This is a genomic window from Hydrogenophaga sp., assembly GCF_026125825.1.
Taxonomy (GTDB): domain Bacteria; phylum Pseudomonadota; class Gammaproteobacteria; order Burkholderiales; family Burkholderiaceae_C; genus Hydrogenophaga.
This window is the reverse complement of sequence record NZ_JAHCKK010000035.1, coordinates 18361-41573: the sequence shown is the minus strand read 5'-3', so window position 1 is coordinate 41573 and position 23213 is coordinate 18361. Positions and strand designations below refer to the sequence as shown.

The 23213-nt window shown below is 67.9% G+C and carries 21 protein-coding genes; 17 read left to right on the top strand and 4 right to left on the bottom strand.

Features of this window, described 5'->3' with window-relative positions; translation table 11 throughout:
• The first annotated feature begins 273 nt into the window (after positions 1–273).
• The 10 genes from KIT86_RS13170 (at position 274) to KIT86_RS13125 (ending at position 12447) form a co-directional block, all read left to right on the top strand.
• A complete protein-coding gene (locus KIT86_RS13170; protein WP_297399043.1) occupies positions 274–1641 on the top strand; it encodes a glutamine synthetase family protein in 1368 nt (455 codons plus the stop codon).
• A gap of 20 nt (positions 1642–1661) precedes the next feature.
• Complete coding sequence (locus tag KIT86_RS13165; protein ID WP_297399042.1) at positions 1662–3101, top strand: aspartate aminotransferase family protein; 1440 nt, start codon at positions 1662–1664, stop codon at positions 3099–3101.
• A gap of 153 nt (positions 3102–3254) precedes the next feature.
• Positions 3255–4424, top strand: a complete 1170-nt coding sequence (locus tag KIT86_RS13160) for an extracellular solute-binding protein (protein ID WP_297399040.1) — start codon at positions 3255–3257, stop codon at positions 4422–4424.
• A gap of 98 nt (positions 4425–4522) precedes the next feature.
• A complete protein-coding gene (locus tag KIT86_RS13155) occupies positions 4523–5617 on the top strand; it encodes a polyamine ABC transporter ATP-binding protein (RefSeq protein ID WP_297399038.1) in 1095 nt (364 codons plus the stop codon).
• Between the two features lie 2 nt (positions 5618–5619).
• A complete protein-coding gene (locus KIT86_RS13150) occupies positions 5620–6531 on the top strand; it encodes an ABC transporter permease (RefSeq protein ID WP_297399035.1) in 912 nt (303 codons plus the stop codon).
• A gap of 13 nt (positions 6532–6544) precedes the next feature.
• Positions 6545–7381 (top strand): ABC transporter permease, encoded by an 837-nt coding sequence (locus KIT86_RS13145; RefSeq protein ID WP_297399033.1) that lies wholly within the window; start codon positions 6545–6547, stop codon positions 7379–7381.
• Between the two features lie 156 nt (positions 7382–7537).
• Positions 7538–9007 (top strand): aldehyde dehydrogenase, encoded by a 1470-nt coding sequence (locus KIT86_RS13140; RefSeq protein WP_297399031.1) that lies wholly within the window; start codon positions 7538–7540, stop codon positions 9005–9007.
• Positions 9008–9018: 11 nt separating this feature from the next.
• Positions 9019–10329 carry a 4-aminobutyrate--2-oxoglutarate transaminase gene (gabT, locus tag KIT86_RS13135; RefSeq protein WP_297399030.1) on the top strand — a complete coding sequence of 437 codons (1311 nt, stop codon included), beginning with the start codon at positions 9019–9021 and terminating at the stop codon, positions 10327–10329.
• A complete protein-coding gene (gene glnT / locus KIT86_RS13130; protein ID WP_297399028.1) occupies positions 10326–11669 on the top strand; it encodes a type III glutamate--ammonia ligase in 1344 nt (447 codons plus the stop codon). Before gabT ends, glnT begins: the two co-directional genes overlap by 4 nt.
• A gap of 34 nt (positions 11670–11703) precedes the next feature.
• Complete coding sequence (locus KIT86_RS13125) at positions 11704–12447, top strand: hypothetical protein (protein ID WP_297399026.1); 744 nt, start codon at positions 11704–11706, stop codon at positions 12445–12447.
• A 10-nt stretch (positions 12448–12457) separates the two neighbouring features.
• Here KIT86_RS13125 and KIT86_RS13120 read toward each other — a convergent pair whose 3' ends face one another.
• The 3 genes from KIT86_RS13120 to KIT86_RS13110 form a co-directional block, all read right to left on the bottom strand.
• Positions 12458–12904: an NYN domain-containing protein gene (locus tag KIT86_RS13120; protein WP_297399024.1), complete on the bottom strand. Its 447-nt coding sequence runs from the start codon at positions 12902–12904 to the stop codon at positions 12458–12460.
• A gap of 257 nt (positions 12905–13161) precedes the next feature.
• The gene (locus KIT86_RS13115; RefSeq protein ID WP_297399022.1) at positions 13162–13932 is read right to left on the bottom strand and encodes a class II aldolase/adducin family protein; all 771 of its coding nucleotides are present in this window, start codon (positions 13930–13932) and stop codon (positions 13162–13164) included.
• A gap of 79 nt (positions 13933–14011) precedes the next feature.
• The gene (locus KIT86_RS13110) at positions 14012–14290 is read right to left on the bottom strand and encodes a YkgJ family cysteine cluster protein (RefSeq protein WP_297399020.1); all 279 of its coding nucleotides are present in this window, start codon (positions 14288–14290) and stop codon (positions 14012–14014) included.
• A gap of 101 nt (positions 14291–14391) precedes the next feature.
• Here KIT86_RS13110 and mprF point away from each other — a divergent pair, with 101 nt between their 5' ends.
• The 4 genes from mprF (at position 14392) to KIT86_RS13090 (ending at position 19123) form a co-directional block, all read left to right on the top strand.
• The gene (gene mprF / locus KIT86_RS13105; protein ID WP_297399018.1) at positions 14392–16956 is read left to right on the top strand and encodes a bifunctional lysylphosphatidylglycerol flippase/synthetase MprF; all 2565 of its coding nucleotides are present in this window, start codon (positions 14392–14394) and stop codon (positions 16954–16956) included.
• Positions 16953–18347: an AcvB/VirJ family lysyl-phosphatidylglycerol hydrolase gene (locus KIT86_RS13100; protein ID WP_297399016.1), complete on the top strand. Its 1395-nt coding sequence runs from the start codon at positions 16953–16955 to the stop codon at positions 18345–18347. The genes mprF and KIT86_RS13100 overlap by 4 nt, the downstream gene beginning before the upstream one ends.
• An 88-nt stretch (positions 18348–18435) precedes the next feature.
• Positions 18436–18780 carry a hypothetical protein gene (locus KIT86_RS13095; RefSeq protein WP_297399014.1) on the top strand — a complete coding sequence of 115 codons (345 nt, stop codon included), beginning with the start codon at positions 18436–18438 and terminating at the stop codon, positions 18778–18780.
• The gene (locus KIT86_RS13090; protein WP_297399012.1) at positions 18764–19123 is read left to right on the top strand and encodes a hypothetical protein; all 360 of its coding nucleotides are present in this window, start codon (positions 18764–18766) and stop codon (positions 19121–19123) included. Before KIT86_RS13095 ends, KIT86_RS13090 begins: the two co-directional genes overlap by 17 nt.
• A 31-nt stretch (positions 19124–19154) precedes the next feature.
• Here the strand turns inward: KIT86_RS13090 and KIT86_RS13085 are convergent, their stop codons facing one another.
• Complete coding sequence (locus tag KIT86_RS13085) at positions 19155–19742, bottom strand: NADPH-dependent FMN reductase (RefSeq protein WP_297399010.1); 588 nt, start codon at positions 19740–19742, stop codon at positions 19155–19157.
• 137 nt (positions 19743–19879) lie between these two features.
• Between KIT86_RS13085 and mnmG the strand changes: the two genes are divergently transcribed.
• The 3 genes from mnmG (at position 19880) to KIT86_RS13070 (ending at position 23209) form a co-directional block, all read left to right on the top strand.
• Positions 19880–21862: a tRNA uridine-5-carboxymethylaminomethyl(34) synthesis enzyme MnmG gene (gene mnmG, locus KIT86_RS13080; protein WP_297399008.1), complete on the top strand. Its 1983-nt coding sequence runs from the start codon at positions 19880–19882 to the stop codon at positions 21860–21862.
• Entirely contained in the window at positions 21859–22533 is a 675-nt protein-coding gene (rsmG, locus tag KIT86_RS13075; RefSeq protein WP_297399006.1) for a 16S rRNA (guanine(527)-N(7))-methyltransferase RsmG, read from the top strand. The genes mnmG and rsmG overlap by 4 nt, the downstream gene beginning before the upstream one ends.
• A gap of 61 nt (positions 22534–22594) precedes the next feature.
• Complete coding sequence (locus tag KIT86_RS13070) at positions 22595–23209, top strand: LysE family translocator (protein ID WP_297399004.1); 615 nt, start codon at positions 22595–22597, stop codon at positions 23207–23209.
• Positions 23210–23213 lie beyond the last annotated feature (4 nt).

Sequence of the window (23213 nt, the reverse complement as noted above, 5' to 3'; positions counted from 1 at the left end):
CGAGGCCTTCTCGATGCCCGAGGCGATCGGCTTCAACCTGTGCCTGCAATGGCACCCCGAGTGGAAAGCCGCGGAGAACCCGCTGTCGATGAAGCTGTTGCGCGCGTTCGGCGCGGCGTGCCGGCGCTTTCGGGACCAGCGCCGGGTGCCGGAGAGAGTCCCGGATTGATCGGGTCGAAGCTCGCGCCTGGCCGCGCGCCGGCGCCAGGCCACCGCAAGGTGGCCGCACCCCAGACACCCGAGAGACACCCGAGAGACTCACACAGGCAGACCATCGTGGACAAGAGCAAATTTACATTCGCCGACCTGGAACAGTGGTTCGACGAACGACGCGTGACGGAGATCGAGTGCCTCGTGCCCGACCTCACCGGCGTGGCGCGCGGCAAGATCCTGCCGCGTGAGAAGTTCACCGAAGACCGGGGCATGCGACTGCCCCAGGGCATCGTGGCCATGGGGGTGACGGGGGAGTTTCCGGCCAGCGGGCCGTACTACGACGTGATCGAGCCGACCGACCGCGACATGCAGCTGCGCCCGGACCCGACCACCGCGCGCATCGTGCCCTGGGCCACCGACCCGACGGCGCAGGTCATCCACGACTGCTTCGACCATGCCGGCAAGCTGGTGCCGTTTGCGCCGCGCAGCGTGCTGCGCCATGTGTGCGACCTCTTCGACGCCGAGGGCCTGGACCCGGTGGTGGCGCCCGAACTGGAGTTCTACCTGACCGCGCGCAACACCGACCCGAACACGCTGCTCAAGGCCCCCATCGGGCGCAGCGGCCGGGCCGAGACCTCGCGCCAGTCGTACAGCATCGACGCGGTCAACGAGTTCGACCCGCTGTTCGAGGAGATCTACGACTACTGCGACAAGATGAAACTCAACGTGGACACGCTGATCCACGAGGCCGGCGCGGGCCAGATGGAGATCAACTTCTTCCACGCCCACCCGCTGGGCCTGGCCGACGAGGTGTTCTTCTTCAAGCGCACGGTGCGCGAGTCCGCGCTGCGGCACGACATGTACGCCACCTTCATGGCCAAGCCGATCGCGGGCGAGCCCGGCTCGGCCATGCACGTGCACCAGAGCATCCTGAACAAGGCCACGGGCAAGAACATCTTCAGCAACCCGGACGGCACGCCCTCGGAATCGTTCTTCCACTACATCGGCGGCCTGCAGCGCTACATCCCGGCGGCCATGGTGCTGGTGGCGCCCTACGTGAACAGCTACCGCCGCCTCTCGCGCCACACGGCCGCGCCGATCAACATCGAATGGGGCCACGACAACCGCACGGTGGGCATCCGTTCGCCGATCTCCAGCCCCGAGGCGCGGCGCGTGGAAAACCGCGTGATCGGAGCCGACGCCAACCCCTATGTGGCGATGGCCATGACGCTGGCCTGCGGCTACCTCGGCCTGAAAAACAAGATCAAGCCCAAGCCCGAGATGAAGGGCGACGCCTACCTCTCGCCCTACTCGCTGCCGCGCAGCCTGGGCGAAGCCCTGGACTGGCTGCGCCGCGAGACCGACTTGCACGACGTGCTGGGCAAGGAGTTCATCACCATCTACACCGAGATCAAGGAGCTGGAGTTCGACGAGTTCATGAAGGTGATTTCGCCTTGGGAACGTGAACACCTGTTGCTGCACGTCTGAGTTTGAAAGAAGAGATCCGCATGAACACCTCGACCCTCATCGCCCCGCCCGCCCTGGTCCGCCGCGCCGAGCAGCTGGACACCAAGGCCCTTCAGGCGCTGGACAGCGCGCACTTCATCCACCCCTTCACCGACCACGGCGATCTGGCCACGCGCGGCTCGCGCGTGATCACGCGCGCCGACAACATCTACATCTGGGACTCCGAGGGCGCGAAGATCCTCGACGCCATGAGCGGGCTGTGGTGCGTCAACGCCGGCTACGGCCGCAAGGAGCTGGCCGACGCCGCCTACCAGCAGATGATGACGCTGCCCTTCTACAACAGCTTCTTCCAGACCACCAACGTGCCGGCGGTGCAGCTGGCGGCCAAGCTGGCGCAGCTCGCCCCCGAGGTGCGGGGCCGCAAGTTCGAGCACGTCTTCTTCTCCAGCAGCGGCAGCGAGAGCAACGACACCAACGTGCGCATGGTGCGCCGCTACTGGGACCTGCTGGGCCAGCCGCAGCGCAAGGTGATCATCAGCCGCCATAACGCGTACCACGGCAGCACCATGGCCGGCGCCTCGCTCGGCGGCATGAGCGGCATGCACGCCCAGGGGGACCTGCCGATCCCCGACATCGTGCACATCGAGCAGCCGCACTTCTTCGAGAACGCCAACCCCGGCGAGACCGAGGCCGACTTCGGCCTGCGCGCGGCGCGCTGGCTGGAAGAGAAGATCCTCTCCATCGGCGCCGACAAGGTGGCGGCCTTCATCGCCGAGCCGGTGCAGGGCGCGGGCGGCGTGATCATCCCGCCTTCCACCTACTGGCCCGAGATCCAGCGCATCGTGGACAAGCACGGCATCCTGCTGATTTCCGACGAAGTGATCTGCGCCTTTGGCCGGCTGGGCCACTGGTTCGCCTACGAGAAATTCGGCTACCGGCCCGACCTGATCACCTTTGCCAAGGGCGTGACCAGCGGCTACATCCCGCTGGGCGGCGTGATGGTGGGTGACCGCGTGGCCAAGGTGCTGATCGACAAGGGCGGCGAGTTCAACCACGGCTACACCTACAGCGGCCATCCCGTGGCCTGCGCGGTGGCACTGGCCAACATCGAGCTCATGGAGCGCGAAAAACTGGTCGAGCGCGTGCGCGACGACACCGGCCCCTACCTGGCCGAGCGCTTCGAGGCGCTGGAAGACCACCCGCTGGTGGGCGCGGCCCAGACCTGCGGTTTTGTCGCCGGCCTGGTATTGGTGAAAGACAAGGGCAAGAAGCAGATGTTCGACGAGGCGCTGGGCGTGGGCATGCGCTGCCGGGCGCACTGCTTCCGCAACGGCCTCATCATGCGCGCCGTGGGCGACCGCATGATCATCGCGCCGCCGCTGGTGATGACGCGCGCCCAGGTCGACGAGATGATGGACCTTATCCACCGCTGCCTGGACGCGACGCTGGAAGAGTTGCGCGCCGAGGGCCTGCTGGCTTGACAGGCCCTAGAATGTTTTCCGGATATTCCGCCAGCCTCCGCCTGGTGGCGCCGTTCGGTGTCGGGTCTGGAAATTGCTAGCGCTTTCAGGCACTTTGCAGCCCCACCCGGTTGAGTTCTTTCGGTCAATTACCTCCTTGGAGTGAGCAACACCATGAAAAAGCAAGTCCTGGTTCTGGCGATGTCGGCGATTCTGCTGGCCGCCTGTGGCAAGAAAGAGGAGCCCGTGGCCGCTCCTGCGGCGCCCGCGCCGGTGGCCGCCGCCCCCGCTGCGCCGGCCGGCCCGGTGCTGGACGATGAGAAGGTTCTCAACGTCTACAACTGGCCCGACTACATCACCGAGAGCCTGATCGCCGACTTCGAGAAGGAATATGGCGTCAAGGTGAACTACGACACCTTCGAGAACAACGAGGCGCTGCACGCCAAGCTGGTGGCCGGCAATTCGGGTTACGACATCGTGATCCCCACCGCCGGTTTCGCCAAGAAGCAGATCGACGGCGGCCTGTACCAGCCGATCGACAAGAGCAAGCTGAAGAACTACGGCAACCTCGACACCGACTTCATGGCCAAGATCGCTGGCGTGGACCCGGACAACAAGTTCCTGGTGCCCTGGGCCTGGGGCTTCACCACCGTGGGCATCAACAAGCAGAAGGTCGAGAAGGCGCTGGGCGGCATGCCCATGCCCGAGAACGCCTGGGACCTGGTCTTCAAGCCCGAGTACTCCAGCAAGCTCAAGTCCTGCGGCATTGCCTACCTGGATTCGCCCAGCGAGATCCTGCCGGTGGCGCTGCACTATGTCGGCAAGCCGGCCTACAGCGAGAACCCGGAAGACTTCAAGCTCGCCGGTGAGATGCTCAAGAAGGTGCGCAAGGACGTGCGCCTGTTCTCCAGCACCATGATCGACGACATCGCCGGCGGCAAGGCCTGCGCCTTCATCGGCTGGTCGGGCGACATCAACATCGCTGCGGGCCGCGTGAAGGAAACCGGTGGCAAGGACGAGATCGTGCCCCTGCTGCCCACCGGCGGTGGCCTGGTCTTCATCGACACCATGGCCATCCCCAAGGACGCCAAGCACGTGAACAACGCGCACGTCTTCATGGACTTCTACCTGCGCGCGGCCAACGCCGCCGCCATGGCCAACGAGCTGAACTACCCCACCGGCAACAAGGCCGCGCTGGCCGACATCAAGGACGAGGTCAAGGGCAACAAGACCATCTTCCTGGGTCCGGAAGACACCGCGCGCCTGATCCCCACCGGCGGTTTCTCCAACGATGTCTCCGGCGTCGTCAACGAAACCTACAACGCCTTCAAACGCGGCAAGTAAGCACCACCGTTCCCTTACTCAGGTAGAAGGGCCGCTCATCCTCACCGGTTGAGCGGCTCTTTTTTTGTTGGTCCAGCGAAGAAGAAACGGACATTCACATGGCAGACACAACGGGTTTTCTGGTGACCGAGAAACTGGTCAAACGCTTTGACGAAGCGGTCGCGGTCGACGAGGTGTCGCTATCGATCGGCAAGGGCGAGATCTTCGCGCTGCTGGGCAGTTCGGGCTGCGGCAAGTCCACCCTGCTGCGCATGCTCGCGGGCTTCGAGAAGCCCACCTCCGGGCGCATCCTGCTCGGCGGCCAGGACGTGGCGGCCATGCCGCCCTACGACCGCCCGGTCAACATGATGTTCCAGTCCTACGCGCTGTTCCCGCACCTGGACATCTGGGAGAACGTGGCCTTTGGCCTCAAGCGCGAGGGCCTGCCCAGAGCCGAGGTGCAGCAGCGCACCGACGAGATGCTCGCCCTGGTGCAGCTCACGCCCTACGCCAAGCGCAAGCCGCACCAGCTCTCGGGCGGCCAGCAGCAGCGCGTGGCGCTGGCGCGCAGCCTGGCCAAGCGGCCCAAGCTGCTGCTGCTCGACGAGCCGCTGGGCGCGCTGGACAAGAAGCTGCGCGAGCAGACGCAGTTCGAGCTGGTCAACATCATCGAGAAGGTGGGCGTGACGGTGGTGATGGTCACGCACGACCAGGAAGAGGCCATGACCATGGCCAGCCGCATCGCCATCATGAGCAAGGGCCGTGTGCTGCAGGTCGGCACACCCGAAGAAATCTACGAACACCCGAGCAACCGTTTCGTGGCCGACTTCATCGGCAACGTCAACCTGTTCGAAGGCCGGCTCAGCGTGGACGAGGCCGACCGCTGCGCGGCCACCACCGGCATCGGCGAGATCCAGGTCGGCCACGGCGTGAGCGGGACGCTCAACATGCCGGTGGCCATCGCGGTGCGGCCCGAGAAGATCGAGATCGGCAAGCGCCGTCCCGAAGGCGCCGGGCCCAACCTCTTCACCGGCAAGGTCAAGGAAATCGCCTACTTCGGCTCCTACAACACCTACATCGTGCTCGCCACCGATGGCACCAAGGTCAAGGTGACCGAGGCCAACACCTCGCGCCACGACCTCTCCGACATCACCTGGGAAGACGACGTGTACTTCTGGTGGGACGACCGCGCCGGCGTGGTGCTGAGGGACTGACCATGGCCACGAACATCCCCGTCCCCGGCAAGCGCTTCGTGATCGGCGTGCCCTATGGCTGGCTGATCCTGTTCTTCTTCCTGCCCTTCCTGATCCTGCTGTACATCAGCTTCGTGGACATGGGCGGCGACATCAGCCCGTTCAAGCCCATCTGGGACCCCGTGAGCGGCATCTTGAGCCTGAAGTACGAGAACTACCTCGCCATCTTCCGCACGGAAGAGGGCGCACCGCTGTTTCGCACGCTCTACATCGACGCCTACCTGCGGTCGATCTGGTACGCGCTGTGCACCGCGATTCTGTGCCTGGTCATCGGCTACCCCTTCGCCTATTTCATCGCGCGCTCGCCCGCCAGCGTGCGCCCGGCGCTGCTGCTGATGGTGATGCTGCCGTTCTGGACCTCGTTTTTGCTGCGCGTCTATGCGTGGAAAGGCATCCTGGCCGACCAGGGCGTGCTCAACCGGCTGCTGATGTCGATCGGCCTGACCAGCGAGCCCATTCCCATGCTGTACACCAACGTGTCCATGCTGATCGGCATGACCTACGTGTACCTGCCGTTCATGATCCTGCCGCTCTACGCCAACCTGGTGAAGATGGACTTCCGCCTGCTGGAGGCCGCCTACGACCTCGGCACCTCGCCGTTCAAGGCCTTCTGGCTGATCACGGTGCCGCTGTCCAAGGCCGGCATCATCGCCGGCTTCATGCTGGTGTTCATCCCCTGCGTGGGTGAGTTCGTGATTCCCTCGCTGCTGGGCGGCCCGGAGAACCTCATGATCGGGCGCGTGGTGTGGGACGAGATGTTCACCGCCAACGACTGGCCACGCGCGACCGCGCTGGCCGTGGTGATGATCGCGTTGATCGTGATCCCGCTGGCGCTGTACTACCACTACAGTGCCGATTCCGCCGAGAAGCGCTGAAGGAGGCCGGACCATGAAACAAGTCCTTGAAAAGCACTTTGGCAAGTTCTGGCTCACGCTGGTCTACGCGTTCCTCTACCTGCCGCTGGTGTTCATGATCGTGTTCTCGTTCAACAGCACCCGCCAGGACGCGCGCTTCACCGGCTTCTCGCTGCGCTGGTACGAGGCGCTCACGCGCGACACCAAGATCGTCGAGGGCTTCTGGCTCTCGCTCAAGGTGGCGGCCATCACCGGCCTGCTCTCGGCCGTGCTGGCCACCTTCGCGGCCTTCGTGCTGGTGCGCTACCGGCGCTTCCTGGGCCGCACCATCTTCAGCGGCATGGTGAATGCGCCCCTGGTGATGCCCGAGGTGATCATCGGCCTGTCGCTGCTGCTGCTGGCCGTGGGCGCGCAGAACCTGTTTGGCTGGCCCCAGCGCGGCATGCTCACCATCATCCTGGGCCACACGCTGCTGGGCATGGCCTACGGGGTGGTGGTGATCCAGTCGCGCCTGCTGGAGATGGACCGCTCGATCGAGGACGCCGCCATGGACCTGGGCGCCAGGCCGCACCAGGTGTTCTTCCTCATCACGCTGCCCAACATCTTCCAGGCCCTGCTCGCGGCCTTCCTGCTGGCCTTCACGCTCTCGTTCGACGACGTGGTGATCTCCGAATTCCTCTCCGGCCCCGGCGTGAACACGCTGCCGCAGGTGATCTTCGGCTACGCGCGGCGCGGCATCAACCCGACCATCTACGCCGCGGCCACGCTGCTGATCGTGACGGTGACCCTCGTGATCGTGAGCTACGCGATCTGGGTGGCGCGCTCCACGCGGCGGCGCGAGCGGGAGATCGCGGCGGCGCTCAAGAGCTGATCGGGCGGGCACCGGGCCTCCTGCCGTTGCTCGGTGTTCCTGCCTTGCCCGAGGGGGGTGGATCGTTGCCGCTTCGGGAAAGTGGATACGCAATCCGCCGCGTTTCGGGCGTAGCATGGGGCCAATCTTTGGCTCTGTGACTCCGGAACCCACCCCATGACCGACCTTTCTTTCGACGGCCGCGCCTTCATCAACGGCGAGCGCATCGCCGCGCGCGATGGCCAGACCTTTGACTGCCTCTCCCCCGTGGACGGCCGCCTGCTCACCGCCGTGGCGCGCTGCGGCGAGGCCGACATCGACGCCGCCGTGGCCGCCGCCCGCGCGGCCTTCGAGGACCGCCGCTGGAGCGGCATGGCGCCCGCGCAGCGCAAGCGCGTGATGATCAAGTTCGCCGAACAGCTCATCGCCCACGCCGACGAACTGGCGCTGACCGAAACCCTGGACATGGGCAAGCCGGTGAAGTACGCGCGCAGCGTGGACGTGAACAGCGCGGCCAACTGCATCCGCTGGTACGGCGAGGCGGTGGACAAGGTGTACGACGAGATCGCGCCCACGGCCAGCACGGCGCTGGCGCTGATCACGCGCGAGCCGGTGGGCGTGGTGGGCGTGATCGTGCCCTGGAACTACCCCATGATCATGGCGGCCTGGAAGATCGCGCCCGCGCTCGCGGCGGGCAATTCGGTGGTGCTCAAGCCGAGCGAAAAATCGCCCCTGACCGCGCTGCGCCTGGCCGAGCTGGCGCTGGCCGCCGGCATCCCGCCCGGGGTGTTCAACGTGGTGCCAGGCTACGGCGCCGAGGCCGGCAGCCCCCTGGCGTTGCACATGGACGTGGATTGCATCGCTTTCACCGGCAGCACGCGCGTGGGCAAGCAGATCCATGTGATGGCCGGGCAGAGCAACTTGAAGCGCGCCTGGACCGAGCTGGGCGGCAAGTCGCCCAACATCGTGTTCGCCGATTGCCCCGATCTCGACAAGGCGGTGGAGGCCGCTGTGGGCAGCATCTTCTTCAACCAGGGCGAGAGTTGCAACGCGCCCTCGCGCCTGTTTGTCGAGGCCTCCATCAAGGAGGCCTTCCTGGAGAAGGCGCTCAAGCTGGTGCCGCAGTACCAGCCGGGCAACCCGCTGGAGAAAAGCACCGTGATGGGCGCCATCGTGGACCGCACGCAGCTCGACACCGTGCTGCGCTACATCGACAGCGGCCAGCAGGAGGGCGCCAAGCTGATCGCGGGGGGCGCGGCGGTGGAGCCGGTGAAGGGCGGGCTGTACGTGCAGCCCACCATCTTCGACGGCGTGACCAACACCATGACCATCGCGCGCGAGGAAATCTTCGGCCCGGTGCTCTCGGTGCTGTCGTTCACCGACGCGGCCGACGTGGTCAGGCAGGCCAACAGCAACATCTACGGCCTGCAGGCGGCGGTGTGGACGCGCGACATCAACAAGGCGCACGGCGTGGCCCGCGCGCTGCGCGCAGGCACGGTGCACGTGAACCAGTACGACGAGGACGACATCACCGTGCCCTTCGGCGGCTTCAAGCAAAGCGGCGTGGGCCGCGACAAGTCGCTGCACGCTTTCGACAAGTACACCGAAACCAAGACGACCTGGATCCGGATCGACAGCCCCCTCTGAGGAGACCCGACATGAACGCACCGCAGAAAGCCGAGAACCTGAACGCCCCGCACACCAACGCCAGCTGGCACGCGCGCCGCCAGGCCGCCACGCCGCGCGGCGTGGGCGTGTTCGGCGATTTCTTCATTCAGAAGGCCAAGAACGCCGAGTTCTGGGACATCGAGGGCCGCCGCTTCATCGATTTCGCCGGCGGCATCGCGGTGCTCAACACCGGCCATGTGCATCCCAAGGTGCAGGCCGCCATCGCCGCACAGCTGCAGCGCTTCACGCACAGCTGCTACCAGGTCGTGCCCTACACCGAATACGTGGCACTGGCCGAGCGCATCAACGCGCTGGTGCCGATCGACGGGCCGGTGAAGACCGCCTTCTTCTCCACCGGCGCCGAGGCGATCGAGAACGCGATGAAGATCGCGCGCTCGGCCACCGGGCGCAGCGGCGTCATCGCCTTTGGCGGCGCGTTCCATGGCCGCAGCATGTTCTCGGTGGCACTCACCGGCAAGGTCCAGCCCTACAAGGCCGGCTTCGGCCCGTTCCCGCCCGAGATCTACCACGTGCCATTCCCGGCCCAGGGCGCCTCGCTCGCCGACACACAGCACGCCATGGAGCAGCTCTTCAAGTGCGACATCGAGCCCTCGCGCGTGGCGGCCATTGTGTTCGAGCCGGTGCAGGGCGAGGGCGGGTTCAACGTGATCCAGAAAGAGGCCGTGCAGTGGCTGCGCGCGCTGTGCGACCAGCACGGCATCCTGCTGGTGGCCGACGAGGTGCAGACCGGCTTTGCGCGCACCGGCAGGATGTTCGCCATGGAGCATTTCGGTGTGAGCCCCGACCTCATGACCATGGCCAAGAGCATGGCTGGCGGCACCACGCTCTCGGCCGTCAGCGGCAAGGCCGCCGTCATGGACGGCCCGGCACCCGGCGGCCTGGGCGGCACCTATGCGGGCAACCCGCTGGCCATCGCGGCCTCGCTCGCCGTGCTGGACGTGATGGAAGAGGAGCAGCTGCCCGCGCGCGCGCGCAAACTCGGCGACCAGCTCATGGACCACCTGCTCGCGCAGCGCCAGGCCCACCCCACGCGCATGGGCGACGTGCGCGGCCTGGGCGCCATGGTGGCCTGCGAATTCATCGACCCGGCCACCGGCGCGCCCGACGCCGACACCACGAAGAAAGTGCAGATGGCGGCCTTGAAGCGCGGCCTGCTGCTGCTCACCTGCGGCGTGTACGGCAACGTGATCCGCTTCCTGTTTCCGCTCACCATCGAAGACAGCGTGTTCGCCGAGGGCCTGGCCGCGTTCGATGCCGCGCTCGCCGAGGTGCTCGCTTGAGCCAGGCGGCCACGCTGGACGAGCGCGTGGCGGTCCTGCGCGCGCAGGGCATCCACTCGGTGCTCGCCACCTTCACCGACCTCCTGGGCGCGCCCAAGGGCAAGCTCGTGCCGCTGGAGCGCCTGGCGCAGGCGGTGGAGCAGGGCGCCGGTTTCTCCGGCCCCAGCATCGCCGGCACCGGCCTGCCGCGCATGGGCGCGCGCAGCGAGTACATGGGCCGCGTGCGGCCTGAAAGCCTGCGGCCCTTGCCCTTCATGCCCGGTGTGGCGCACGCGGTGTGCGATGGCTTTGCCGGCGGCGCGCCGCTGGACACCTGCCCGCGCCAGGTGTTGCAGCGCCAGGTCGCGCGCCTCCAGGCCGAGCGGGGCTGGACGCTGTGGGTCGGCATCGAGCCCGAGTTCTTTCTGCTGAACCGCGACGCACAGGGCCAGTGGCGCGTGGCCGACGGCGAGGACAGGCTCGCCAAGCCCTCCTACGACCTGCAGGCCATCGGCCGCAACTTCGGCTTTCTGAACGACATGCGCCAGACGCTGGACGCCCTGGGCTTCCAGCTCGAGCAGATCGACCACGAAGACGCCAGCGGGCAATACGAGATCAACTACCGGCACGACGACGCGCTCGCCGCCGCCGACCGCTACCAGCTCTTCAAGCTCGCCGCGCAAGCCGTGGCGCGCCAGCATGGCGCGGTGTTTTCCACCATGCCCAAGCCGCTGGCGCACGCCCCTGGCAGCGGCTTGCATTTCCACCTGAGCCTGACCGACGCGCAAGGCCGGCCCGTGATGGCCGACCCGGCCGGCACGCTCGGCCTGAGCGAGACCGGGCAGCGCTTTGCCGCCGGCCTGCTGCACCACGCCGATGCGCTGGCCGCGCTCTGCGCACCCACCGTCAACAGCTACAAACGCCTGGCGGCGAGCCGCAGTGCCTCGGGCACCACCTGGTCGCCGGTGTGGAAGGCGCTGGGCGACAACAACCGCACCTGCCTCGTGCGCGGTGTGGCCGGGCGCATGGAATGGCGCCTGCCCGACCCGGCGTGCAACGTCTATGTGGCCATCGCCGCCACGCTGGCTGCAGGCCTCTCGGGCATCGATCGGGCGCTGCCACCGGTGGCACCCTGCGAGGACGACCTGTACGAGCGCCACGCCGTGGGTAACCCGTTGCCCCAGCGCCTACCGCGCGACCTGCTGGCCGCGCTCGATGCCCTGGCGGCAGACGCGGCCCTGCGCGAGGCCGTGGGCCCGGCCTTCTGCGCCGAGTTCCTGGCGCTCAAGCACGACGAATGGGCCGCCTGGAGCCAGCAGGTGACCGACTGGGAACGGCAGCGCTACGCCGACGCGCCCTAGCCGGCGCGACCGGTTTCGGGATAATCGCGCCCTTGTGAGCCTGCCCGAACCGACCACCCCCCCCGCCAAGACCTGGACCAAGACCGCTGACCGGCCGCTGCGCAGCTGGTCCAAGTCGCTGGGCATCTGGGTGTTCGCGCATTTCGTGGACGTGCCCGTGCCCTGGCGCGCGGTGCGCCAGACCGACGCCCGGGCGCTGCTCGCCTACGAGCACGAGCGCCTCGTGGCCCTCGCGGCGGCCGGCGAGCACGTGCCCCCGGTGCTGGCTTTCGACGGCTTTGCGCTCACCACCGGCGACATTGGCGAGACGGTGGACTTGCAGCTGCACCGCCTGCCCGAGGCCGAGCGCCTGCCGCTGATGGGCGCGGCCAGCGCCGACCTCGCGGCCTTCCACGCGCGGGGCCACTGGCACGGTGGCGCCCAGCTGCGCAACACCACCTGGGACGGACAGCGCTTTGCGCGGCTGGACTTCGAGGAGCGCCTGCGCCCGGGCATGGCGCTGGAGACGGTGCAGGTCTACGACGTGCTGCAGATGCTGCTCTCGCTGGCGCGCTACCTGCAACCGCTGGGGCCGGGCGCGGTGCTGGCCGTGCTGCGGGCGTACGAGCAGGGCGGCACGGGTGGGCCGGCGCTGCGCGCCTTCATCGCCCACCTGCTGCCGCGCCTGCAGCGCGTCTCGCGCATGGCGGCGTGGTCAAAACGGCTGGATGGCTCGCGTGAACTGATGCGCCTGCGCACGGTGCTGGAGGGCATGGCCGCCTTCGTCGCTTCCGCCTGAACGCGCTGCCCTACAGAAACACGAAGTGGTTGCAAGCGGATACGAAGGCCGGTGACGCATCGCGTTGGCCAAAGCCGTAGACCGCGATGCCGGCTTCGCGGAGCCGCCCGGCGATGCCGGTGAAGTCGCTGTCGCACGAGGCGATGCAGATGCCGTCCAGCCGGGGGCTCTGTGTCTTGAGTTCCATGGCATCCATGATGAGCGCGGCGTCCGAGGCGTTCTTCTGGTGGGCGTAGTGGAACTGCTGCATGGGGCGGATGGCCAGCACGTGCAGCATCTTGCGCCAGGCCAGTTGCCGGGGGCTGGTCCAGTCGGCGTAAGCGCGGCGGATGATGGCGTCGCCGCGGTCGGCGACGTGGCCCATGAGCCGCAGGGCCTTGCGGGCGCTGAAGTTCTCGGCGTCGATGAGCAGGGCCAGGCGAGGTCGCCGCGTGGCCACGAAGGGAGCTGTTTGCATGTGCCTTCCTGTTGCTTTGGCTGGTGATGTCACCGCCTCCCTTGTGGGGTGGCGGTGGCCCAAGCAGGTTGGCGTACCGGAAGAGTTACTCAATGCCGGCGAGACTCGCGTCTCCCCGCCTGGACCACCATAGAAACAGGCAGCACAGACGAGCGAAAAGCCGCAACGCGTTTGCGTTGCAGCCTCTCACAGAGTAACTCTTGCAGGACGCCAATCCTGTTCGCACAAATGTACGAAGAAGGCAGTATAGGCGAGCTTCAGGTCTTGTAACTGGGGTCGAGCTTTTCGACTTTGCGCAGCAGCGCCGGCCACGCGAGCTGTGCGCCCTGGCCGGCGGTGGCGATGCGCATCACGTCGGCCATGCCGGCGAGGATGCGCGGGTCGACCTGCGTGAGTTCACTGCCGCCGGCCAGCGCGTCGATCTGGATGCGGCAGGTGTTCTCGAAGGTGTACATCGCGAGGAAGGCATCGGCGATGGTGCGGCCCACGGTGAGCAGGCCGTGGTTGCGCAGGACGAGGTAGTTGGCCGTGCCCAGGTCGGCCTGCAGGCGCGGTTTCTCTTCGGGGCGGAAGGCCACGCCCTCGTAGTCGTGGTACGCCAGCGAGGCCAGCACGAAAGTGCTCTGCTGGCTGATGGGCAGGATGCCGGCCTTCTGCGCGCTCACGCCCACGCCGGCGCGCGTGTGGGTGTGCAGCACGCAACCGGCCTCGGGCCGCGCTTCGTGCACGGCGCTGTGGATCACGAAGCCGGCCGGGTTGACGGGGAAGGGCGAGTCGTGCAGCTTGTTGCAGGCCATGTCGACCTTGACCAGGCTGCTGGCGGTGATCTCGTCGAACATGAGGCCGTAGGGGTTGATGAGGAACTGGTGTTCGCCCCCGGTGACGCTGTCGGGCAGCTTGGCGCTGATGTGGGTGAAGACGAGGTCGCTCCAGCCGTAGGCGGCAACGAGGCGGTAGCAGGCGGCCAGGTCGCAGCGCAGGGCCCATTCCTCGGCGCTGACGACTTCTTTCAGGGAGGGGATGTGCATGGTGGGGTCTCCGGTGATGCGTCTGCCCCACTGTAGGCCCGAGGCGCCGGCGGCGCTTGTCGCTGCGAGGACAGGCGCATCAGACAGGCTGCGTGGCGCGCTCCAGCCGCGTGAGCCAGGCCATGGCGTGTTCGCGGCCATCGCCGCACATGTCGGCCGCCGGCGCGAGCGAGCCGCAGACGGCCGGGCGCTCGGGCAGGCCGAAGAGGCGGCAGCGCAGCGCGGCGTCGAGGTGCGGGCAGGGCATGCCCGCCGGCTTGCCATGGGGCAGGCCGGGCATGGGGCTGCTGATGGAAGGCGCGGTGCAGCAGGCGGCGCAGCCAGGCCGGCAGGCCATGGCGGAGTCAGGGGAGCGCATGGCGGTGATTGTCGCCTTGGCGTCGGGGCTTACACTGGTTCACTGGCATGGCGCCTGTGGCGCTGCCTTGTGACTGGAACGCGTTCATCCCCTTCATGCCTGTGACCACCGCCACTCCCGAAACCCTGGTTTCCCGCCTGAGCCAGTGGCGCTTTTGGGTGTATGCGGCGCTGGCCGTGCTGCTGGGCACGCTGCTGGTGCAGGCGAGCCACAAGCTCATGACGGAGCTGAGCTATGGCGAGATTGTGGACGCGGTGCGGGCCACACCGGCCACGGCGCTCGGGCTGTCGATGCTGGCCACGGCGGCCAGCTATTTCGCGCTGACTTTCTACGACCGCACGGCCCTGGCCTACGCGGGCGCGCAGCTGCCCCAGCGCGTGGTGGCCAAGACGGCGTTCATCGCCTACGCGCTGTCCAACACCATCGGTCTGGGCGTGCTGACCGGTGGCGCGGTGCGCATGCGGCTGTACGGGGCGGCGGGGCTGGAGGCGGGGCTGGTCTCGCGCGCCATCGTGTTCAACGCCTTCGGTTTCGGCATCGGCATCGTGGTGGTGGGCGCGGGCGCGCTGGTGTGGGGCGCGGGCACGGTGCAGGCGGTGTTCGGTACGCCGCCGGGCCTGTTGCGCGGGGTGGCGGTGGCGGTGTTGCTGGCGGCGGGGGCGTTCATCGGGTTTTGTCAGCGGGGTGGCGAGACGGTGCTGCGCGGCGTGGTGCTGCGCCTGCCAAGCGCTTCGCTGGCGCTGCAGCAGTTGCTGATTTCGGCCGCGGATGTGGTGGCCGCTGCGGCCGCGCTGTGGTTTCTGCTGCCGGCGGGTGCGATCGCGTTTCCGGCCTTCGTGGGTTTCTTTGCGCTGGCGATCGCGCTGGGTGTGATCAGCCATGTGCCGGCGGGCCTGGGCGTGTTCGAGGCGGTGATGCTGCTGGCGCTGGGCCACCACGTGCCTCCCCACCAGCTGGCGGCCGCGCTGGTGATGTTCCGGGTGGTCTACCACCTGGTGCCGCTGGCGCTGGCGGTCGCGATGCTGGCCGCGTCGGAGTGGCAGCGCGGTGCGGCCACGCCGGTGGTGAAGGCCGCGGCGAGCCTCTCGCCCTTGCTGCTGTCGGCCTTCACCTGGGTGGTGGGCGTGGTGCTGCTGGTCTCGGGCGTGACGCCAGCCACGGACGACGCGACCGAATTGCTCTCGCGGTACATGCCGCTGCCGGTGGTGGAGGCGGCGCACTTCCTGGGCAGCATTGCGGGGCTGGCGCTGCTGTTCGTGGCGCGCGGCATGTTCCTGCGGCTGGACGCCTCCTGGTGGGCCGGTCTGGGGCTGGCCCTGGTAAGCCTGGTGCTGTGCCTGCCCAAGGGGATCGCGGTGTCGGAGGCGGTGCTGCTGGTGGTGCTGGCGAGCGCACTGGCCTTGTCGCGCAAGCAGTTCAACCGGCGCGCGGCGCTGTTCTCCCAGGCCTTCACCTGGGGCTGGCTGGCGGCGGTGGCGGCCGTGGTGCTGGCGGTCACGGCGCTGCTGTTTTTCGTGTACCGCGACGTGGACTACGTGAACCAGGTCTGGTGGCAGTTCGAGTTCGACGGCTACGCGCCGCGTTCGCTGCGCGCCCTGGTGGCCGTGTGCCTGATCACGCTGGCGGTGGCGCTGAGCCAGCTGCTGCGCCGGCCGCAGGCGGTGCTGGTGAAACCCGACAGCGGCGCGCTGGAGCAGGCCGCGCGCATCGTGCGCGCCCAGCCCTCGGCGGGTGCCGGGCTGGTGATGATGGGTGACAAGAGCCTGATGGTGTCGGACACGCAGCGCACCTTCATCATGTTCGGCCGGCGCGGTCGCTCGTGGGTGGCGCTGTACGACCCGGTGGGGCCGGTGAGCGAGTGGGCCGAGCTGGTGTGGCGCTTCGTGGAGCAGGCGCGCGAATCGGGTGGGCGCGCGGCGTTTTACCAGGTGCGCCCCGAGGGCCTGCCGGTGTACCTGGACGCGGGCCTGCGCGTGCACAAGCTGGGTGAGTGCGCGCTGGTGGACCTGCCCACGTTCAGCCTGCAGGGCAAGGCGCGCGCGAACCTGCGCCATGGGGTGTCGCGCGCGCAGCGCGATGGCCTGAGCTTCGAGGTGCTGGTGCCGGAACGGGTGCTGGAGGTGTACCCCGAGCTGCAGGCGATCTCGGACGCCTGGCTGAGTGAGCACAACACAGCGGAGAAGGCGTTTTCGCTGGGGGCGTTCCGGCGCGACTATGTGCTGCGCCAGCCGGTGGCGGTGGTGCGCCAGGGCGAGCGCATCGTGGCTTTCGCCACGCTGCTGCGCACCGACCTGAAGCTGGAGGCCAGCGTGGACCTGATGCGCCAGTTGCCGGACGCGCCCCGCAGCGCGATGGATTTCCTGTTCGCGCAGACGATCCTGCATTTCCAGGCGCAGAGTTACCAGCGGTTCAACCTGGGCATGGTGCCGCTCTCAGGCATGGCGCAGCACCCGCTGGCGCCCAACTGGCACCGCCTGGGGCGGCTGCTGTTCAACCACGGCGAGAACTTCTACAACTTCCAGGGCCTGCGGGCGTTCAAGGAGAAGTTCGATCCGGTGTGGGAGCCGCGCTACCTGGCGTCGCCGGGCGGGTTCGCGCCATTTTTCATCCTTGCCGACGTGGCCGCGCTGATCGCGGGGGGTTTGCGCCGGGTGATTTCCAAATGAAGACCAAGAGCTCGATTTTCATGGCCTGCCTGCTGGCGGCCCTCGCAGGGCCGGGCGCGGTGGCGCTCGCACAGGCCCCGGCCAAAGCCTCCTCCGCCGAGACCTTGTCGCACGGCAGCTTCAAGAACCTCACGCTGTACCGGCCGCCCGGCGAGGCGAAGTCCTTCGTGCTGTTCCTCTCGGGCGAGGGCGGCTGGACGCCCGCGCTGGCCGCCCAAGCGCAGGCCCTGGCCGCGCAGGGCGCGCTGGTGGCCGGCATCCACACGCCGCGCCTGCTGGCCGCGCTCACCAAGGACGGCGGCGACTGCCTGCTGCCCGACGGCGACCTGGAAAACCTTTCGCACTTCCTGCAGGGCTACGCGCGCCTGCCGGCCTATTTCCCGCCGCTGCTGGTGGGCGAGGGGCAGGGCGGCACGCTGGCCTACGCGATGCTCGCGCAGGCGCCGGACCAGACCTTCGGCGGTGCGGTTTCGATGGGTTTTTGCCCGACGCTGGCGGTGAAGCGGCCGCTGTGCAAGGGCGAGGGCGTGCACTTCACGCGCCGGGCCGACAAGGCGGCACTGACGCTGCTGCCGTCGCCGCAGCTGCACGCGCCCTGGACGGTGCTGCGGGACGGTGAAGACAAAGCCTGCACGCTGGCGACGGCACAGGATTTTGTGGCGCAGGTGCGGGGTGCCCAGCTGGTGAACGTGGTGGGTGCGGATGCCACGCCGGCGCTGCTGGAGGCGCAGCGGCAGCTCAGCCGCGCGCCCGCCGTGGCGACGCTCGCGCCGGACACGGGTGTGGCCGACCTGCCCCTGGTGCCTGTGCCCTCCAGCGGCACCTCCGACACCTTTGCCGTGCTGCTCTCGGGCGACGGCGGCTGGGCCGGCATCGACAAGGACCTGGCCGCGAAGTTCGCTGCGGCGGGCGTGCCGGTGGTGGGGCTGGACTCGCTGCGCTACTTCTGGACGGCGCGCACGCCCGAGGGCCTGGCCAAGGATCTGGACCGTGTGCTGCGCAGCTTCGCCGTGCAATGGAAGAAGAGCCGGGCGCTGCTGATCGGCTATTCGCAAGGGGCGGACGTGCTCCCGTTCGCGGTGTCGCGCCTGCCGGCGAGTTCGCGCGGGCTGGTGGCGCACACGGTGCTGATCGGACCGGGCGAGAAGGCGTCGTTTGAATTCCGCCTGAGCAACTGGGTCAAGCGCGACAGCGGTGGCCTGCCGCTCAAGCCCGAATTGCAGAAGCTCGCGGCGGCCGACACGCTGTGCGTCTACGGCACCAACGACCGCGACACCATTTGCCCGCGCGTGCCCGCCACGCAGGTGACGCCGGTGCCGCTGCCGGGCGATCACCACTTCAACGGCGAGTACCAGAAGCTGGCCGACGAGATTTTGCGGCGCACGCGCTGAGTCGAACCCCTGGGCTCGCTCGGGTCACTGAGCTCCTTTTCGAAAGGAGCTGGCCGTGAATTCCACGCCCCCTTTTTGGAGGGAGTCCGTGTCGCAGCTGCCCAGGCTTGTGGCCAAGGAGCGGGTGAACGCGGGTGACGCTGTGAGAGGCATCGCCATCCAGTGCCGCATTCTCGAGGCGTCTTTTCCGCCATTGACGCCGCTGACCCAGGTGTTGGAGGCCGTGCAGGACAGGCTGAACACGGCGGACCAGGAGGGCGTGGACCGTTGCATGGCGCAACTCAGAGGTCACGTCATCCGGCGGATGCGTCCCCATGTCTTGACGACGCTGACGGCGTTCGCACCGAGGTTGAACTTTCTGCGCCGGCGCGAAGACGTGCCCTCACCCCTCACCGGGGCGCGGGCAGTTGGACGGCATGTTGGCGGTCGTTGATGCGGGGGACCCGCAAGGTGATCCCATCGCGCAACCGCGGCGTCTGGTGTCGACCGCCAGGGCCGCCGACATGGAAGGGCTCGCGCTGCACCGTGCGATCGGGCTGGTGGACCGAGTGCACAGCACGCGCAATGCGCCGTACTTCAACAGCGTGTTGGTGCACATCGCCGGCGTGCTGCTCACTTTGCTGCCGGTGGCGCGGGCCTGCCACTGTCTTCAACACGCCGAGGTGCTGATGGCGCGGCTGGGCGTGGTCTGGCCTCAGGATGCGCAGGGCTTGGCCAGGGGCACGGCTGACCGCAGTGAGGGCGACCACTTCCTTGGGCGCAAACGCGGGCGTTGAATGCCCCGTTGACCGCGCAGGTGTCCTCCGTTCAGGTCGCCAGGCGCTGCGCTGCCCAGATGGCCTGGTCGACCACCGCCTGCACGCCTTGGCGGGCTGGTCCGTCCAGCTGCCCATTCGCGTCAAACGCCTCGCCCGCGCGCGCCAGCGCAAACTGCTTCGGGGTCAACCAGCACTGCAGATTCAATAGCAACGGACTGAGGTGGGACAAGCTTCTGAGCCCACCCAGGCCGCCCGGAGACGCGCTCAGCAGGCCCACAACCTTGCCCGCAAAGGGCGTGAGGCCGTCGCTCCACGCGGGGTCGGCCTTGACGGGGCTGGAGACCCAGTCGATGGTGTTCTTGAGCAGGCCGGTGTAGCTGCCGTTGTACTCGGGCGAGCAGATCACCCAGGCTGGGTGGGCGTGGAAGAGTTCCTTGAGGCGGATCGCGGCGGCGGGCGTGCCGCGCGCCTCCAGGTCGGCGTTGTAGATCGGCAGGTCGAAGTCGGCCAGCTCGATGTGGGTGACCGGCGCGCCGGCCGCGCGCGCGATGTCGGCGGCGACTTGCGCCAGGCGGCGGTTGTGGGACTGGGCGCGGGTGCTGCCCGCGAAGACGAGGAGGGGAGGGAGGGTGCTCATGGCCCGGATTCTGGCACCGGCACCGCGCAGCATTCCTGCGTTCTGGGCGAGGGTGGCGGGGGCAGGAAATCCTCAACGGTGGGACAATCGCAGGTTGCCCGGGCGCACCGGGCCTGCATTTCTCCGGAAGAAGCACCATGTTGTACCCACAGGAATTTGATGTGATCGTCGTTGGCGGCGGGCACGCCGGCACCGAAGCCGCGCTGGCCGCCGCGCGCATGGGCTGCGCCACGCTGCTGCTCACGCACAACATCGAGACCCTGGGCCAGATGAGCTGCAACCCGTCGATCGGCGGCATCGGCAAGGGGCATCTGGTGAAAGAGGTGGATGCATTGGGCGGCGCGATGGCGCTGGCCACCGACGAGGGCGGCATCCAGTTCCGCATTCTCAACAGTTCCAAAGGCCCGGCCGTGCGCGCCACCCGGGCCCAGGCCGATCGGGTGCTCTACAAGGCCGCGATCCGCCGCACGTTGGAAAACCAGCCCAACCTCTGGCTGTTCCAGCAGGCGGTGGATGACCTCATGGTCGAGGGTGACCGGGTGGTGGGGGCGGTGACGCAAGTGGGCATCCGCTTCCGGGGCCGCACGGTGGTGTTGACGGCGGGCACCTTTCTGGACGGCAAGATCCATGTTGGCCTGAACAACTACGCGGCTGGCCGGGCGGGCGACCCACCGGCGGTGTCGCTCTCGGCCCGCCTGAAAGAGTTGCAACTGCCCCAAGGCCGCCTGAAGACCGGCACGCCGCCGCGCCTGGACGGCCGCAGCATCGACTACACCAAGTGCACCGAGCAGCCTGGCGACGGCGTGCCCGGCGGCATGAACGCGGACCGCCCGGTGCCGGTGTTCAGCTTCATGGGCAGCACGGCGATGCACCCGCAGCAGGTGCCGTGCTGGATCACGCACACCAACGAGCGCACGCACGACATCATCCGCTCGGGCTTCGACCGCAGCCCCATGTTCACCGGGAAGATCGAGGGCGTGGGCCCGCGCTACTGCCCGAGCGTGGAAGACAAGATCAACCGCTTCGCGGACAAGGACAGCCACCAGATTTTCCTGGAGCCCGAGGGCCTGACCACGCACGAGGTCTACCCCAACGGCATCTCGACCAGTCTGCCCTTCGACATCCAGTACGCGCTGGTGCGCAGCATGCCGGGGCTGGAGAACGCGCACATTCTGCGCCCGGGCTACGCCATCGAGTACGACTACTTCGACCCTCGCTCGCTCAAAAACAGCTTCGAGACCAAGCAGATCCAGGGCCTGTTTTTCGCCGGCCAGATCAACGGCACCACGGGCTACGAGGAGGCCGCGGCACAGGGCCTGTTCGCCGGGCTCAACGCCGCGCTGCAATGCCGGGGCGAAGCGGCCTGGCTGCCGCGGCGCGACGAGGCTTACCTGGGCGTGCTGGTGGACGATCTGGTGACGCAGGGCGTGACCGAGCCCTACCGCATGTTCACGAGCCGCGCCGAGTTCCGCCTGCAGCTGCGCGAGGACAACGCCGACATGCGCCTGACCGAAGCCGGCCGCCGCCTGGGCCTGGTGGGCGACGCGCAGTGGGACGCCTTCTGCCGCAAGCGCGACGCGGTTTCACGTGAAACAGAGCGCCTGAAGACCACCTGGGTGAACCCACGCAACCTGCCGGCCGAGGAGAGCGAGCGGGTGCTGGGCAAGGCCATCGAGCACGAGCACAACCTGTTTGACCTGCTGCGCCGGCCCGGTGTGGCCTACACGGACCTCGTGGGCATGGATGGCGGCAAGTACGCGGCGGCCGAGGTTTCACGTGAAACACTGGCCGAGTTGCTGGAGCCGGTGGTGGAGCAGCTGGAGATCGCGGCCAAGTACTCGGGCTACATCGACCGCCAGAAGAACGAGGTGGAGCGGGCTGCCCACTACGAGGGCCTGCGTCTGCCGGCCGACCTGGACTACCTGCAGGTGACGGCGCTGTCGTTCGAGGCGCGGCAGAAGTTGGCCAAGCACCGGCCCGAAACCCTGGGCCAGGCATCCCGCATCTCGGGCATCACGCCGGCCAGCATCTCGCTGCTGCTGATCCACCTGAAAAAGGGCGGCTTCAAGGGCTTTGCCACGCTGCCCGCCAACACCTCTTCGGCCGACGCAGCGGCATGAGCGACTTGCGCACCACCTTGCAGGCTGGCCTGCAGACGCTTCGCCTCGACCTGGATGCGCGCCAGGTCGACCTGCTGCTGGACTACCTGGGCCTGCTCCAGAAGTGGAACAAGGTCTACAACCTCACGGCGGTGCGCGACCCGGCCGAGATGATGACGCACCACCTGCTCGACAGCCTGGCGGCCATCGGCCCGCTGCAACGGCAGACGCAGGGCAGGGCGCTTCAGCTGCTGGACGTGGGGTCGGGCGGCGGCCTGCCGGGTGTGGTCATTGCCATCGCCTGCCCGCAGATTGAGGTGACCTGTGTGGACACGGTGGCCAAGAAGGCCGCCTTCATCCAGCAGGCGGCGGCCACCCTCAAGCTGCCCAACCTGCGGGGTCTGCACGCGCGGGTGGAGCGCCTCAATGCGCTCTCGGGCCAGGGCTACGACGTGGTGTGTTCGCGTGCCTTTGCCTCGCTGGTCGATTTCACCAACTGGTCGCGGGGCGCCCTGGTCGAAGGGGGGCTCTGGATGGCCATGAAGGGCAAGCACCCGGCGGATGAGCTCGAAGCCCTGAGCCTGGCCACCCCCGGCGTGGATGTGTTTCACGTGGAACAGTTGCAGGTGCCCGGGCTGGACGCCGAGCGCTGCATTGTCTGGATGCGCCCCGGCCCTGCCGCTGTTGCCTGAACATCACAGCGAGCGCGTGGCGGGCGCTTAAACTCGACCCTCCACTTCTCGGGGTTCTTCCATGTTCGGCATCGCAGATTACGGCGCTTTCGTGGCCGCCATCGTCCTTTTCTTGCTCATTCCCGGGCCGGGGAACCTGGCGCTGATCACGTCCACCAGCAAGGGTGGGGTGCGTGGAGGGCTGGCCGCCACCTTCGGCGTGATCGCGGGTGACCAGGTGCTGATGTGGCTGGCCGTGGCCGGCGTGGCGGCCTTGCTGGCCGCCTACCCGGCGGCGTTCAGTGCGGTGCAGTGGGTGGGCGCGGCCTACCTGGCGTGGCTGGGCTGGAAGATGCTGACCGCCCAACCGGGCGACGCCCCGGTGCTTCATATCCGCCCGCGACAATACTTCCAGCAGGCTGCCTTCATCACCCTGCTCAATCCCAAGGCCATCGTGTTCTACATGGCCTTCTTCCCGCTGTTCGTGGATCCGGTCCGGCACCAGGGGCTGGTCACCTTCGGCGCCATGGCGGCCACCGTGGCCGTTCTGACCTTCCTGTATGGCCTGGTGGCCGTGCTGCTGACCCACTTCCTGGCCGCGCGCCTGCGCGCCAACCCCGTCATCGGTCGCACGCTGGAGAAGCTGGCGGGTGTCTTCCTCATCGGCTTTGGCATCAAGCTGGCCCTCTCCAAATAAGAAG